Origin of the sequence: Sphingomonas sp. PvP056 (assembly GCF_040549155.1) — a bacterium.
GTDB lineage: Bacteria > Pseudomonadota > Alphaproteobacteria > Sphingomonadales > Sphingomonadaceae > Sphingomonas.
Genome location: NZ_JBEPST010000005.1, coordinates 140,559 through 155,149, shown reverse-complemented (window position 1 = coordinate 155,149; position 14,591 = coordinate 140,559). Strand labels below are relative to the sequence as shown.

The following is a 14,591-nucleotide window of genomic DNA, read 5'->3' as shown; positions in this document are numbered from 1 at the left end:
GACCGTTGTGCGGTGCAGAGGAGTGCAATGCCATGTCCCGCCGTATTCTGATCACCGGTGCCAGCGTTGCCGGCAACACCGCCGCATGGTGGCTTGGCCGCGCCGGTTTCGACGTGACCGTGGTCGAGCGCGCACCTGCGTTCCGTGATGGCGGGCAGAATATCGACGTCCGCGGTTCGGGGCGCGAAGTGCTTCGTCGGATGGGGCTTGAGCAGTCCGCTCTGGAACAGGGCACCGGGGAGGAAGGCACGGCTTGGGTCGATGCAAACGGCCACATCGCTGCGCAATTCCTGACCGCGGATCAGGACGGCGACGGACCCACCGCCGAGATGGAGATCCTGCGCGGCGACCTTGCCCGGCTGTTGTACGAACCCGCGGCGGAGCGGGCGACTTACCGCTTCGGCGACAGTGTGACGGCCATCGTCGAGGACGACGAGGCCGCCTGCGTCACCTTCGCCAGAGGGCGGACGGAGCGCTACGACGCGGTCATCGTGGCGGAGGGCGTGGGTTCGGCAACGCGCGCGCACGTTTTTGCACAGGAGAACGCGCCGCGCTGGATGGACCTGACGATCGCCTATTTCACCATTCCGCGCGCGGCGGATGATGACCGGCTCTGGCGTTGGTACAACGCGCCCGGGGGTCGAAGCGTGTCGTTGCGACCCGATCGCCACGGCACGACACGGGTCATGCTGTCGGTCCAGCAGCCGCCCGGCGGCGAACAGGATTGGAGCCAGGAGCGCCAGAAGACATGGCTGCGCAAGCGGTTCAGCGATGCCGGCTGGCAGTCCGCGCGCGTGCTGGACGGCATGGACGCGACCGACGATTTCTATTTCGACGTGCTGCGTCAGGTGCGGATGCCGCGCTGGTCGAAAGGCAGGGTTGTGCTGACCGGAGATGCCGCGTGGTGCGCCACGCCGATCGCGGGGATCGGTACGACGTTGGCGATCACCGGGGCCTACGTACTGGCGGCCGAGATGGCACGGTCCGACGATGTCGTAGCAGCGTTTGCCGCCTATGAGCACGCGATGCGCCCGATGGTCGAGGATGCGCAGGGGGTCCCCAAAATCGCTCCGCGACTGATGAATCCGCACAGTCGGCTTGGCATCCGTCTGCTGCATGGTGCGTTGAGTATGGCAAGTCGCCCCGCTGTGCGCGGCCTGACCGGCAAGCTGTTTGGCGGTAGCACGAAGGAACCGGACTTGTTGCAATATGATCAAAACCGCACGGACGGGTCGTCCGATGCACCTGAGCGCTCTGTGACGGCAGCCGGAAAGGGCGCACTGTCGCCGCTGCTGGCGCTCGGCGCAGTTGGTCTCGTGCTCGGCGTGAGTGCGGTCGTCGGGCGGCGCAACGCGCCCGATCCCTCACATCCCCGGATCCGCAAATGGTATCGCGGGCTCGACAAGCCCGGTTTCACGCCGCCCGATGCGGCGTTCGGAGCGGTGTGGCCCGTGCTCGAGACCGGGCTGGCTGTCGGCGGGTATCGGCTGTTGCGCCAGCCCTCGGGCAGCGCGCGCAATACTGCCGTCGGATTGTGGTTGCTCAACACCGCGATGGTCGGCGGCTGGACGCAATTGTTCTTCCGCGAGAAGCAACTCGGCGCGAGCGCCGCTGCATCGGGCGCGATGGTCGCGTCGAGCGCCGCTTACGTCGCCGCGGCCGCGCGGGTGGACAAACCGGCGGCTGCGGTCGGGATCCCCTTCGTTGCATGGCTCGGTTTTGCGACTCTGCTTGCCGAACGGATCTGGCGCGACAATCCGGAAAAGGGGCGATGAGCCGGTGAGGCCCAAGCCCGATACGCCCGCTCCGGGACAGGAAAGCGTCTGGCGCTACCCGCGGCCTGCAATTGCCGAGCCAAGTCGCCGCCGGATCCATATCGAACACGCCGGGATCATCGTCGCCGACACCAATGCGGCGGTGCGCACGCTCGAGACGAGCCATCCGCCGAGCTGGTACATCCCGCCGAATGCGATCACGCCCGGCCTGCTGCGTCCGTCGACCCGCCGTTCGTTCTGCGAATGGAAGGGCGAGGCGCGATACTGGCATGTCCAAATAGCCGGACACACGTTCAATGACGTGGGCTGGAGCTATGCGAACCCCACTCCTGCCTTCGCGATCCTTCGGGATCATGTCGCGTTCTACGCGGCACCTTTCGACCTGTGCGCGGTCGACGGCGAGCGGGTGATCCCCCAGCCCGGCGGATTTTACGGGGGCTGGATCACGTCCGACCTTGCAGGGCCGTTCAAAGGCGTCCCGGGCAGCATGGGATGGTGAGCGCTACGGTACCGGAAGGTCTCGCCGACTGGCGCGAGCTGCCGCGGGTTCGTGGGATGAACGACCGCCCCGTCGCGGAAGGTGCGCGTTACGTCCTGTGCTGGCTCCAGCAGGCGCTGCGTGCAAGCGACAATCCGGTGATCGACGCAGCGGTCCGGCTCGGCAATGCGCTGGGGTTGCCGGTGCTCGTCTATCACGGCGTGCGGGAGGATTATCCCTATGCTTCGGACCGGCTGCATCACTTCATCCTCGGTGCCAGCCGTGATCTTGCCGCGGGATGTCGGGCGCGGGGTCTTGCCTGCGTCCAGCACGTCGATCGCTCGGGGCATCGCGAGAAAGGGCTGGTCTACAGGCTTGGCACCGACGCCGCTGCGCTGGTTCTGGAAGACCAGCCGACCTTCGTCGCGCGCTGGCAGACGGAGCGGGTGGCCGAACGGATCGAAATCCCGGTCTATGCGGTCAACGCCGCGTGCCTCGTACCGCCTGCCGTTTTGGGCGAGGGGATCGGGGGGCGTTCCGGCTTCCTGCGACGCCACGAACCGGAGCGGGCGGCATGGACTGTCGCCGACGACGAGTCGACCGACATCGCGCCCTATGACGGTACGTTGCCGTTCGTGCCCGATACGCTGGAGGGCGACCTCGACGCATTGATCGCCGAGCTGGATATCGATCACAGCCTGCCAGCAAGCGCCGCCTTTCCCGCAGGACGAGCGGCGGCGGAAACGCGGCTAATGCGCTTGATCCAGGACGTTCTGCCCGGTTACGCCACGACCCGCAACGATGCGACACGGCGCGAGGGCGCGAGCGGCTTGTCGCCCTATCTCCATTTCGGAGTGCTCGGGCCGCGCGAGGTGATGCGCGCGGTGGAGAGGGCGGCTGTCGGGGCACGCCACAGCATCAAGTTCGCCGACGAACTGCTCGGGTGGCGCGAGTGGTTCCATTATCAGGCACGCGCTCTGGCCAAGCCAGAACAGTACGACCGTGTCGCCGGTTGGGCGCGCGCGACGCTCGCCGACCACGCCGGCGACCCGCGGTCCCATCTGGAAAGCCTGACGGCGATGCTGCGCGGCGAGACGCGCGATGAAAGCTGGAATGCTTGCCAGCGCCAGTTCCTGCGTTTCGGCTGGATGCACAACAACCTGCGGATGTATTGGGGCAAGCGCATCATCGCGATGACGCCCGACCCCGAAACCGCCTGGGCAACGGCCTGTTACCTCAACGACAGGCTGAGCCTGGATGGCCGTGATCCCGCGACGTACGGTAATATCGCCGCGATGTTCGGCGGGTCGCCCGGGGATACCGAGCGCCCTGTCTACGGGCGTGTCGCCACCCGCAGCGATGGCTCAACACGGTCCCGCGACGGCGGTACCGCATGGCTCGCCAAGGCGGCGTCGCGCCCTGTCCCTGCGGTGAGCGTTCCTGCAGATCTGCCGCGCGAGCTTTATGCCCCCGGGTGACAGACTTACTGATCAGCCCGTAATCTTGACCCGAAAGGCCAAACGAACAGCATGACCCAACGGGACAAAGCCAACCGGACGCTCGTCGTCGTCTTCGGCGCTGCGGTGCGTCCCGACGGCACCGCCAGCCCGGCGCTCGCGCGCCGCGTCGGCTATGCCGCTGCGGTTGCGCAAAGTGATCCGAGCGTGGATCTGTTCCTGTCGGGCGGGGTAGGGACATATCGCCCGTCGGAAGCACGCGTGATGGCCAATATGGTCGATGGCGTCGTGTCCGCCGAGCGGCTGATCCTTGACGAAGCCAGCCGGGACACGCTGCAAACGGTCGCCGCGGCGGTCGCGCATGGGCGCGAGCGAGGATATGCCAAGATCCAGCCCTGCACGGATGCCTATCATCAGCCGCGCGTTATCATGCTGTTCCGCCTGATGGGGTTCTCAACCCGCGCGGTGCCGATCGTCGCGCGCGGCCCGAAGCGGTTGCAAGCCAAGATGTGGGCCCGTGAATTTGCCGCGATCCCCTATGACGCAGTGGCCGGCCTCAACGCGGTTTGGCGCGGGCGCCGCAAGTAACGGCGCCGTCAAAGGTCGCGCAGCGCCGCGGCGGGCTTGGCACGGAGCGCAGGAATACTGCCCGCGATCCCCATCCCGAGCGTGATCGCGACCGCTATCGCCAGCGTCGCCACAACGATGTCCCAGCGCGGTGCCCATGCGATCGAGAACACCTGCGTCACGACATACCATCCCGCCCCCGTTCCGACCGCCAGCGCGACCACTACCAGGATCGCCGCCAGCATCGCATATTCCAGCGCCTGCGCGCCCAATACCTGGCGTCGGCTGCCGCCGAGCAGCTTGAGGATCACCGCATCGTACCGCCGTGCGCGCGCCGATGCCGACACCGCGCCGATCAGCACCGCGATCCCCGCCGCCACCGTCACCGCAGCCGCCGCCCGGATCGCCACAGCGATCTGGCCAAGTACCGTGCCAAGCTGGCCGATCACGTCACCGACGCGGATCAGCGTGACCGAGGGCAAAGCTGTCCCGACGCTGCGCATGATCGCTCCGTCGCGCGCTGGGGCGGCATAGACGCTGGCGAGCAGGCCATGCGGCGCTTCCTCGATATAGCCCGGTGAGAAGACGATCGCGAAGTTGAGCCCAAGCCCACCCCAGTCGATCTTGCGCAAGACGGCGATCCGCGCGGGCACATCGACGCCGAGCACCGAAACCGTGATCGTGTCGCCGATCTTCAGGCCAAGCGCCGCCGCCGCCTTGTCCTCGAGCGAAACGAGCGGGGGCCCGCGATAGTCGGCAGGCCACCACCGGCCGGCGACGACGGCGTTGCGGGGGGGCAGCGTCGCCGACCAGGTGATCGTGCGGTCCCCGCGCAGGATCCAGGCACCCTCGGGCAGCGTCTTCATGTCGGCCACGCGTTGCCCGCGCAACGCGCCGATCGACCCGCGCAGCGATGGCAGTGCCTCGATCTTCGCGGCGGGGGCTGCGCCCTTGACGGCTTGAGCGAAAGTGGCGGCGTCTTCGGGTTGCAGGTCGATCGCGAAGAAACGCGGGGCCTTGGCGGGGGCTGCGTTGCGCAGCTCAGAGGATAGACTCGCATCGATGACCGCCAGTGCGACGAACAGCGAGAAGCCCAGGCCCAGCGCCACCACGAGGCGGTCGGTCTGCGCGCCGGGTCGGTGCAGATTGGCGATGGCGAGGCGCACCAGCGGCCTTCTCGCACGCGGAAGTCTGGCAGCGGTGAACCGGATGGCAAGGCCAACGAGCCACAACAGCACGATCAATGCCGACACCGCCCCGACGAATCCGAGCGCCAGAAGCCGGTTGGACGCCGTGAGAACCGCGAGCGCAACTAGTGCCGCGACCAGCAGTGCCATCACCCCCAGCACGATCGCGGATGGTCGGCGGCGGGTGCCGAGCGCATCCCGCAGCAAGGTCGCCGCGGGCACATCGCGCGCGCGTGCCAGCGCGGGCAAGGCGAACAACAGCGCCACGAGCAGCGCCAGCAAGGCGGCCGTCGCTAACGGCACGGGATACAGCGCCAGACGTGGCGGCACCGGAAGCGCTGCTCCGACGATCCCCGTGACCAGCCACGGCACCGCCGCACCGACCAACAGGCCGCCGCCGATCCCGACCGCGGCGACCATGCCGAGCTGCGCAAGGAACACCGTCGCGATCGTCCGCGAGGTCGCGCCCAGCACCTTCAGAGTGGCGATGATCCGGGTCTTCCCCGCCAGATAGGCGGCCACCCCGCTCCCCACGCCGACGCCCGCGATGGCGAGCGCGGCAAGGCCGACGAGCAGCAGGAACTGGCCGAACTGGTCGATACCGCGCCGCAAACCGCCCGCCGCGCTGTCGCTCGTCCGCGCCGACCATCCTGCGTCTGGCACAAGCGCGAGCAAGCGATCCCGTACCGCCTTGGCATCGGCAGGCTTGGCGAGCGCGATGCGGTAGTGGCTTTCGTAGAGGCTGCCCGGCTGAACCAGCGCGGTTGCGTCCAGCCCGGCCAGATCGACCAGCGCCGGGGGCCCTAGCGTGAACCCCGCGCCAAGTCGGTCGGGTTCCTCCGCGATGATCCCCACAACGCGCAAGGGAGTCATACCCATGCGGACGGTATCGCCAGCCTTCACGCCCAGCCGGTCCGCCGCAGCCTCCGCGATCGCGATCTCGCGATCGTGCGGTCGGGAAGCGAGCGCCCCGGTCGCAAGCCGGAAACGCCCCACCAGCGGCCACGCCGCGTCCGTACCGCGCAGGTCGACGAGCATCGCGGGGGTGCCTTCGCCTCTGCTCATCATCGCGCGCATCGACACCGTCTCGGACACCCGGCCCGCCTGCGCGAAGGTCGCGAGTTCCGCCACCGTGGCGCGACGCTGCGACACGGTGAACTCGACGTCGCCGCCAAGGATCTGTCGGCCATTCGCGTCGAGCGCCGCGATCATGCTCGCAGCGAGGCTACCGATCCCGGCAAGCGCCGCGGTCCCGAGGAACAGGCACGCCACCAGCAGAACCAGTCCGCGCCCACCACGGCGCAGGTCCCGCAGCGCCAGCCGCCACGCGATGCTCAAGCGCGCGGCCGATCGGTGGCGATGCGACCGTCCGCCAGCGTGACGACCCGGGCGCACCGCGCTGCCAACGCCGGATCGTGCGTGATGACGAACAGTGTCGTCCCGCTGGCGGCGTGGCGTTCGAACAACAAGTCCATAATCGCGGCACCCGTCGCGGTATCGAGATTGCCGGTCGGTTCGTCGGCGAAGATCAACGCAGGTGCCGCGACCAGCGCTCGCGCGATCGCGACGCGCTGCTGCTCCCCGCCCGACAGTTGCGCGGGATAGTGCCCGGTGCGGTGGCCGAGGCCGACCGCGGCAAGCTCTGTCTCGGCGCGCTCGAACGCGTCGCGCGCGCCCGCCAGTTCCAGCGGAACCGCGACATTCTCGAGCGCGGTCATCGTCGGCAGCAGATGGAATGCCTGCAGCACGATACCGATCCGCCCGCGCCGCGCAATCGCGAGTGCGTCCTCGTCCAAGGCTGCGAAATCCAGCCCGGCGACCGTCACGGTCCCGCCGCTCGGGCGCTCCAGTCCGGCAAGCACCGCCATCAGCGACGACTTGCCCGATCCCGACGGCCCGAGCAGCGCGACGCGTTCGCCCGCGGACACGCTGAGGTCGATACCGCGCAGGATGTCCACGCGCGCCGGCGCACGGCCGAGCGACAGCGAGACGTTGCGTGCTTCGATCAGCGCGCTATCGGTGGGGGATGATATGGTCACGTCTCAAGCGATATGGATGGTGGCGAGGGATTGTCCATCTCGCATTGCTGTCGCCTGCGGTATTTGTGTCGACCGCGCACGCATCACCACGGGCCCCGGTGATCTGGGCCTTCGGCGACAGCCTCAGCGCTGGCTACGGCCTCCCACCCGCTGCAGGGTTCACCGCAAGGCTGCAGGCCGCGTTGCGGCGGGCGGGTGTCGCTGCCACCGTGCGCAACGGCGGCGTCGCGGGAGATACCGCTGCGCAAGCACGCGCGCGGCTGCGCTGGGGGCTGCGTGGGCTTGGCGCGACCCCCGATCTGGTGATCGTGGAACTCGGCGCGAACGACATGCTGCGGGGGCTTCCGGTGGGGCAGACCAGAACCAATCTCGACGCGATCCTGACGGAACTGCGGAACCGGCATATTCCCGTACTCCTCGCCGGAATGCGCGCTGCGCCGAATCTGGGGCCGGACTATGTGACCGCTTTCGAAGGCATTTACCCCGCGCTCGCCAAGCACCATCGGGTTGCGCGCTACCCGTTCTTCCTTGAAGGCGTCGCGGGAAATCGCACGCTGCTCCAGGCCGATGGCCTGCACCCGAACGCCCGCGGCGTCGAGATCATCGTCGGGCGTATGCTGCCCAGCGTTCGCTCCGCATTGAAAGAATAGGCGCATGGACCTCGACGACCAGTTCCGCCGCTATTTCGGCAGCAGCGATCTTGCCGCGTTGAACCCGTCCGCGCTCGATGCAGGGATCGAGCACATGCGGGTCGATTTCGGACTGGAAAAGGATCGCGACCGCCGCTTCGGTTTGTGGACGCTATTGCACATGCTCGGTGCCGCGCCCGATCTGGACGTCGCCTTCCCGTCCGAAGCGGACCGCGCGGCTGCACGACGCTTCATGGAGATGGCGGAAAGCCTCGACGAAGACTGACGCTCGCGGCTGCGTTGCAAACTGGTTGGTCACCCAGCGACGATGGAATAACATCATGGCCCCCGCACCGTAGAAACTCGGTTGGCTTCTGAAGCAGAACAAGCGCTATGCGCCGCTGCTGGATACCATCAAGCTTGCCCCTATTCCCTTAGCGATAGGGGCTGTGCTGGCGCTGCCGATGCTGTTCATCTTCAACGGATATCTCGGCCAGCTGAACCAGCCGCCAATTCCCGTCAGTCAGGCAAGCGACTGGGTGTTCCTGCTTTTGTTCGGTATCCTGGCGTCCACGATGTTCGCCGTGATCGTCCTTCTGCCTGCGGTCTGGACCACGGTGGTCCGATGGAATGCGCCAACCATGCCGGAGCGCAACATCAAGCTGGCCTGTGGCGTGACGGCGCTTGTCACGGTCCTTGTCGTCGCCGTGACGTTGATCGCGGATCTCGACCAGCTTGCGATCGCATTTATCGGCGGCACGGTTCTCGGCGGCATGGCAGGCGGTTGGGCCGCAACCGGTCGGCCACCCCCACATAAAGACGTTTTCGCGGCGTCCGCCGGTTTCATGCTGTCGGCGTTCGTCGTCCTCATATGGCTGGTGTTACTATTGTCGTTGCTGTCGCCGATGTTCGAAGCGTTCGTGAATGGCCGATCGCACCTGGTTTTGGTCGGAATGATGGTGGTGCTGCTCGCGATGCTCGGCTTGTCGATCGTCAAGCCGGCGCTCGGCGCTATCGTAGGGGCCTTGATCACCGGTTACTGGGTATCGGAGCAGGCGTCCCCCGATCGTGGAACGTTGATTGCCAGCGCGCTTTACGCAGCCGACCTTGGTGGCGGGCGACCGGCGCACGCAGCCCAGCCGGATGCGCTAGGGGAAATATGCAATCTTGGCGTCGACGGACGACCCGTTTTATACTTTGAAGTTGCGGGTTGCAGTCGCGCGGCAGCGTATCGACGTCTGCGTGCCCTCAAGGGAAACAATAGTATCGAACGGAGACAGCAAATCCGGCGTTGGAATATGCGGGTCGTAGAACAGGGCGCGCGGAGGCGTTGACCACTTACATTCCAGTCGTACTGGCGGAGATGTAGTGACCTGTTCCAGACGGGACTGGCGCGATCGGCGGTAACAGGCTGGGGCTCAAGACTAAATGGACATCGGAATTGTCCAATCGTGTCAGGTTGACGGCAGGGATCAACACCCCCTAGCGTAATGGTACCGATAACAAGGTGACCGTGCATCGAGTCGCCAGGGGGTTGAGGAGCTGACGATGACTGGGTCCGACCAGACGATACGGCATCGCGGCATATGGCGGGTCTTGACGACCGTCTTGCTGGGCCTGTCCATACCGGCCACGCTCCACGCGCAGACCGCCGGCAACGTGGTCGAGGCGCTGCCCCCGCCAACCGGACTCGCACCGTTCTTCAGTCCGGTGACCGCCGCTCCTGGCACCCCCGACGCGGACGGCTTCCTACGTCGCTGGCTGCTGCTGGAGCCGATCGTCAAACCCAACCGGACGAACTCCGGCTTCACGTCGGCCTATGTGCGCGATGCCTTATCGCCCGCAAACTATCCGGGCCGGTTCGACGCCGTGCCGCGGGACGGTCAAACGACGACCGCACCAGGTACGCCGCGGTGGCACGCGCTCGATACCAACCTGTTCGACGTCAAGCTGTTCAACCTTGCGCAGGGGCTCGGCAAGCCGACCTACGGCGTCATCTTCTGGGCGGTCACCGTCGTCGACAGCCCGCGCGAGATGCGGGACGTTCGTCTCGCGGTCGGCTCCAATTCCGCTTCCGTGTGGTGGCTCAACGGCAAGGAAACTGTCGGCCTGTTCGGCGATCGACGCATGGTCATGGACGACGTGCTGTCGCGCCCCGTGACGCTTCGCAAGGGGCGCAACGTCCTGCGCGGCGCGGTGATCAACGGACCCGGCCTGAGCGACTTCTGCGTCCGCCTGCTCGACGAAAGCGGCCGTCCGATCCGGGACATCAAGGTCGACGTGAAGTGAGGATCATCATGCAGCGCTCCATCGTCCTGGCAGCAGCGATGCTGCTCGCGGTTCCCGGTACCGCATCGGCGCAACTCGAGGGCGAGCCGTTCATTCACGATCCGTCGACGTTGACACTGTCGGACGGCAAATGGTGGACCTTCGGCACCCGCGGCGGTGGGCTCGTGTCCGACGATGGCTGGGTCTGGCACAGCGGTGGCGAGCGGCCCGGGGGCGGTGTCGCGCCCGACGTGATCAAGATCGGCGATCGCTATTATGTTGCCTATGCCGTCGGGGGCGGGGGGATGAACGGCGGCCATGCCAGCAACATCAAGATCATGTGGACCAACTCGCTTGATCCGAAGTCGCCCGCCTTTGGCTATCACGACGTCGGGATCGTCGCGTCGACCAACGGGATCGAGGTGGCGGATGCGATTGACCCGGCGTTCCTCTACGCCGACGGGCATTTGTGGTTGAGCTACGGTACCTATTTCGGGTCGATCCGCATGGTCGAACTCGATCCCAAGACCGGCGGTCGTCTGGCGGGTAACGAGCCCGTTGATATCGCGATCGACATGGAAGCGACCGCGCTGCTGCACCGCGACGGGTGGTACTATTTGCTGGGGACGCATGGGACGTGCTGTGACGGGCCCAACTCGTCGTACAACATTCGGGTTGGTCGTTCGCGCAGTCCGCTTGGACCGTATGTCGACAACATGGGCGTGCCGCTCCTCAAAGGGGGTGGCAAACTCGTCGTGGCCGGACGGGGGCGTCAATATGGCCCCGGGCATTTCGGGCTGATCGACCTCGGGGACGGCGTCGAGAAATACTCGATGCATTATGAAGCAGACCTCGATCGCAGCGGCCGCAGCGTCCTCGCGATCCAGCCGTTGCTCTGGAAAGACGGCTGGCCCGTCGGTGGTGCGAACATTGTACCCGGCACCTACGAAATCCAGTCCGAGCGCAGTGGCGGAGCCTTGCAACTGGCGGTCGATTTCGTGCGCATGCCCTTCAACGTGCGGCGCAGTTTCATGGCGAAGAGCAATGAGCCCGTAGCGCCGATCCCCAATCAGACCTTGGCGGAAGGTCGGACGTCGTGGCCCGAGGGGGACGCCGAGGTGGATCTGGGCGACTATATGATCCGCGCGCATCAGCAATGGACGATCTCACCGGTGGCGGGCGCAGGCGGTGCGTTCGGTGCGCCTTACTACAAGATCGTCATCGCCGGGACCGAGCGCGCTCTGGCGGTCGGTCCGGAAGGGACGGTTCGCGCCGTACCGACCTTCGATGGCTCCCCGGGACAGCTCTGGCGGATCGATCAGCTGACCGACGGCACCTACCGGATCATGCCCAAGGTCAGCGTCGGGTCGAAGGGGCCTGTGGCACTGGTGGCCCTTGGCCGAAGCACGCCGGCGCTGGCAGCATTCTCTTCCGCCAGCGATACAGGACGGTGGACCTTCCAGCGGCCCTGACCCGGTCTCGAGTTTTCGACCAACAGTCCCAAGCGTGATCGACGGGGGGACGAACGGGCGAGGAACGCTCCGGCAGGAGATGCAAGATAGTCTGGCGCCACCGTAGGCGCACGGCTAGCCTTCGGTCGCATAGCCAATGTGCGAAACAGGAGGATTCGGTGCAACGCTACTCACGTGCCGGAGCGATCGCGGCCGTTCTGGCGGCTGCCCCGCTTCCCGCTGCACCAGTTCCTGCCACAACGGTGGCGGAGCAGGCTCCCGCCTTTACGGTCCGTCTCCATGAGGGCGGGGAGGTTGACTCGCGCAGCCTTGCCGGCCGCGTCGTGATCCTCAATTTCTGGGCGACTTGGTGCGCGCCGTGCAAGCGCGAGCTTGTCGAGCTCGATGCGGTGCTCGCGCGGCATGGTGCCGCTCGCGTCGCGGTGTTCGCGATCGACGCCGGGAGGCGGACAGAGCCGCGGCTGCTCGCGCGTCAGGCGGCGGCGATGCGCGTGCCCGTCGCGACCGCCATCACCGCGCCATATCGCCCACGTGGTGCCGCGGTTCCGACGACGTATGTGATCGACCCTTCCGGGCGGATCGTGCGAGTCGAGGCGGGGGCGTTCCGGCCGGGCGAAATCACCCGGCTGGTCGACACGCTGTTAGGGGTTACTTCGGCATCTGGTAATGGACGTTGACCGACTGGCCGACGCACCCAAGCACTTCGTTGCCGAGCGTCGGCGGAAGATATCGGAAGCGTGCGACAGCGCGCTCGGTCGCTGGCCCAAAGACGAACGGCGGATAGGCGATCACCGTGCGCGTCTGTTCGACCCGGCCATCGGCGGCAATGTCGAACGCCACACGGGCATTCCCCTCGAAGTTCCAGCGTAGCGCCTCACTCGGGAACGCGGCGCTCGAGATATTGGTGTTTTGCGGGACGGGGCGGACATCGAGCAGCGAGCATTGCTCGGGCGTGATGCCTGCCTCGGTCAGTCGCTGGTCGGCACGGGCAGGGGCACCGTCGCGTTTCTCGATCAGCGACAAATGGAGCTGTGCGAGGCTGCGGATCGGATCGTCCTGCGGAAGTGTTGCCGCGGGCGTTGCGATCACCCCCTGCAACAGCTGGCGTGCCGGTGCGAGCGTACCGCTCGCTTCGAGCGCCAGCGCCTGTTCGGTGCGCAACCAGGCGCGCGCGCGTTCAGAACCTGACTGCGTTTCAAGCCGCGCGACCGCAACGCCGAAAGCGCGTGCCTTGTCGCTTTCATACCCGCTGCGCGTGGCGGAACGGACCGGGGAAGCCCCAACGAACAGGGCGTAGGCACGCGCTTCTGCAGGCGCATTTAGCGAAACCAGCACAGCATCGAGCGCGGCAACCGCCTCGGCGCGACTACGATTGTCCTTGGCGGTATGCACCGCCGCCAGCGCCCGGGGAATGGCACCGGCACCGGGCTCGTTTGCATCGAACGCGGGGGTAATCACGTCCGGATCGACGTGGATCTGCGTGAGCCAGTCGCGCGTCCGATCGCTGAACGCATCCGACAGCGCGAGCAGCGGCGGGCGCTTGACGCAGCGCAGTTCGAGCCGGATCGACTGCCGCCAGAACGGATCGAGCTTTGCCAGCGCAGCGGGTTGCCAGCGCCATTCCGCGACGGCTGCGGCGAACACGTTGCCGAGTGGCCCCGGCTTGCTTGCATACACCGGACTTGCCCCGGAGACGCGCCCGTTGTCCTCGATTGCAAACTCGACCACCGCGACGTCCTGCGGCGCGACATCCCCGCCGCACACCGGCAGGTCCTTGTCCGACATCGTCATCCAGCTTTGGTCGGGCAGATGCCCTGCGCCGGAATAAGTCAGATATTGCCGCACCTTTTCCGAATCGCCGAGGCGGGCATAGATGAGCGCCGCATTGCCGCGGATGCGCACCTGACTGATCGAGACTTTGGTCGTGGTCCGGCCGGTCAGGTCGAGCGCCTGTTCGATGAACGGCGCGGCGAGTTTGGGCTGCCCGCGATTGAGGTCGGCGAGCGCGCGTACGCTGAAGAAGTTAGCCTGGTCGGTCTTGGGCAGTTTGGCAAAGCTCGCGGCGTCGGCGCGGACCGCGTCGAGCGTCGCCGCGGCCAGATCGGGCTGCTCAGTGAGTGCGGCCAGCGCCAGCGTGTAGCGCAACGACAAGGCGTCCGTGGACTTGGTGTCGGTTTCGGCGGCGATCGCACGTTGCAACTCGGTAACCGCCTGCGTGTTATTTGCCCCGCCACGGTGCAGGCTGCCAAGCAACCGCAGGGAATACGCCAGGTCCTCGTCGCGCGTGACCTTTTGTGCGGCGAAGGCACGGACCGCGAGCGTCGCCTCGGCCATCGCGGGATCGAACTGGCCGCTCTGCTGTAGTGCATAGGCGAGGCGCGCCCGGATCACGGCGGTCGATCGCGCCAACGGTGGCAACCCCGCCACCGCCGCGCGATAGCCGGTGATGGCGGCGGCAAAGTTGCCCTTTTCCAATGCCGCCTGCGCGGTGTCGAACAGCATCTGCGGGGTTTGCGGTGCTGTCTGTGCTATGGCGCTACCGCCCCCCAGAACCGCCGCACATGCCGCAACCCGAAGCCAGCCTTTGCTGATCCGTCGCATTCAATCCCCCCGTTTTCAAACCCCTGCGGGACGATAACAGGGGAAAGCACCGTACGTAAGCGTCATCTTCAAAGGGTCGGGCGCGCGCGGACGGGGCAAAGTGGTTGCGCCATGCCCG

General features: G+C 66.7%; 13 protein-coding genes. 10 read left to right on the top strand and 3 right to left on the bottom strand.

Features of this window, described 5'->3' with window-relative positions:
• Positions 1–32 precede the first annotated feature (32 nt).
• The 4 genes from ABIC17_RS13590 to ABIC17_RS13575 are packed head-to-tail and all read left to right on the top strand — an operon-like array spanning position 33 to position 4,298.
• Complete coding sequence (locus tag ABIC17_RS13590; RefSeq protein WP_354282559.1) at positions 33–1,775, top strand: tryptophan-rich sensory protein; 1,743 nt, start codon at positions 33–35, stop codon at positions 1,773–1,775.
• A 4-nt stretch (positions 1,776–1,779) separates the two neighbouring features.
• Entirely contained in the window at positions 1,780–2,274 is a 495-nt protein-coding gene (locus tag ABIC17_RS13585; RefSeq protein WP_354282557.1) for a DUF427 domain-containing protein, read from the top strand.
• A 56-nt stretch (positions 2,275–2,330) separates the two neighbouring features.
• On the top strand, positions 2,331–3,731 hold the full coding sequence (locus tag ABIC17_RS13580) for a deoxyribodipyrimidine photo-lyase (protein ID WP_354282555.1): 1,401 nt from the start codon (positions 2,331–2,333) through the stop codon (positions 3,729–3,731).
• Positions 3,732–3,782: 51 nt separating this feature from the next.
• A complete protein-coding gene (locus tag ABIC17_RS13575; protein ID WP_354282553.1) occupies positions 3,783–4,298 on the top strand; it encodes a YdcF family protein in 516 nt (171 codons plus the stop codon).
• Positions 4,299–4,306: 8 nt separating this feature from the next.
• On the opposite strand, the gene ABIC17_RS13570 is transcribed toward ABIC17_RS13575, so the two are convergent.
• Positions 4,307–6,802: an ABC transporter permease gene (locus tag ABIC17_RS13570; protein WP_354282551.1), complete on the bottom strand. Its 2,496-nt coding sequence runs from the start codon at positions 6,800–6,802 to the stop codon at positions 4,307–4,309.
• Entirely contained in the window at positions 6,799–7,503 is a 705-nt protein-coding gene (locus tag ABIC17_RS13565) for an ABC transporter ATP-binding protein (RefSeq protein WP_354282549.1), read from the bottom strand. The genes ABIC17_RS13570 and ABIC17_RS13565 overlap by 4 nt, the downstream gene beginning before the upstream one ends.
• 65 nt (positions 7,504–7,568) lie before the next feature.
• On the opposite strand from ABIC17_RS13565, the gene ABIC17_RS13560 reads away from it, so the two are divergent.
• From ABIC17_RS13560 to ABIC17_RS13535, 6 genes are all read left to right on the top strand, one after another.
• A complete protein-coding gene (locus ABIC17_RS13560; RefSeq protein WP_502958463.1) occupies positions 7,569–8,153 on the top strand; it encodes an arylesterase in 585 nt (194 codons plus the stop codon).
• A 4-nt stretch (positions 8,154–8,157) separates the two neighbouring features.
• The gene (locus tag ABIC17_RS13555; RefSeq protein WP_354282547.1) at positions 8,158–8,418 is read left to right on the top strand and encodes a hypothetical protein; all 261 of its coding nucleotides are present in this window, start codon (positions 8,158–8,160) and stop codon (positions 8,416–8,418) included.
• A 178-nt stretch (positions 8,419–8,596) separates the two neighbouring features.
• A complete protein-coding gene (locus ABIC17_RS13550; RefSeq protein ID WP_354282545.1) occupies positions 8,597–9,466 on the top strand; it encodes a hypothetical protein in 870 nt (289 codons plus the stop codon).
• Between the two features lie 214 nt (positions 9,467–9,680).
• On the top strand, positions 9,681–10,421 hold the full coding sequence (locus tag ABIC17_RS13545) for an acetylxylan esterase (RefSeq protein WP_354282543.1): 741 nt from the start codon (positions 9,681–9,683) through the stop codon (positions 10,419–10,421).
• Positions 10,422–10,429: 8 nt separating this feature from the next.
• On the top strand, positions 10,430–11,872 hold the full coding sequence (locus tag ABIC17_RS13540) for a family 43 glycosylhydrolase (protein WP_354282541.1): 1,443 nt from the start codon (positions 10,430–10,432) through the stop codon (positions 11,870–11,872).
• 158 nt (positions 11,873–12,030) lie between these two features.
• Positions 12,031–12,549, top strand: a complete 519-nt coding sequence (locus ABIC17_RS13535) for a TlpA family protein disulfide reductase (protein WP_354282539.1) — start codon at positions 12,031–12,033, stop codon at positions 12,547–12,549.
• Here the strand turns inward: ABIC17_RS13535 and ABIC17_RS13530 are convergent.
• Positions 12,521–14,473: an energy transducer TonB gene (locus tag ABIC17_RS13530; RefSeq protein WP_354282537.1), complete on the bottom strand. Its 1,953-nt coding sequence runs from the start codon at positions 14,471–14,473 to the stop codon at positions 12,521–12,523. The two genes, ABIC17_RS13535 and ABIC17_RS13530, sit on opposite strands and share 29 nt — an antisense overlap.
• Positions 14,474–14,591: the final 118 nt, after the last annotated feature.

Coding starts and splice junctions, on each gene's coding strand:
- ABIC17_RS13590 (WP_354282559.1), top strand. CDS start 33: ATGTCCCGCCGTATTCTGATCACCGGTGCCAGCGTTGCCGGCAACACC.
- ABIC17_RS13580 (WP_354282555.1), top strand. CDS start 2,331: ATGAACGACCGCCCCGTCGCGGAAGGTGCGCGTTACGTCCTGTGCTGG.
- ABIC17_RS13575 (WP_354282553.1), top strand. CDS start 3,783: ATGACCCAACGGGACAAAGCCAACCGGACGCTCGTCGTCGTCTTCGGC.
- ABIC17_RS13555 (WP_354282547.1), top strand. CDS start 8,158: ATGGACCTCGACGACCAGTTCCGCCGCTATTTCGGCAGCAGCGATCTT.
- ABIC17_RS13550 (WP_354282545.1), top strand. CDS start 8,597: ATGCTGTTCATCTTCAACGGATATCTCGGCCAGCTGAACCAGCCGCCA.
- ABIC17_RS13545 (WP_354282543.1), top strand. CDS start 9,681: ATGACTGGGTCCGACCAGACGATACGGCATCGCGGCATATGGCGGGTC.
- ABIC17_RS13540 (WP_354282541.1), top strand. CDS start 10,430: ATGCAGCGCTCCATCGTCCTGGCAGCAGCGATGCTGCTCGCGGTTCCC.
- ABIC17_RS13530 (WP_354282537.1), bottom strand. CDS start 14,473: ATGCGACGGATCAGCAAAGGCTGGCTTCGGGTTGCGGCATGTGCGGCG.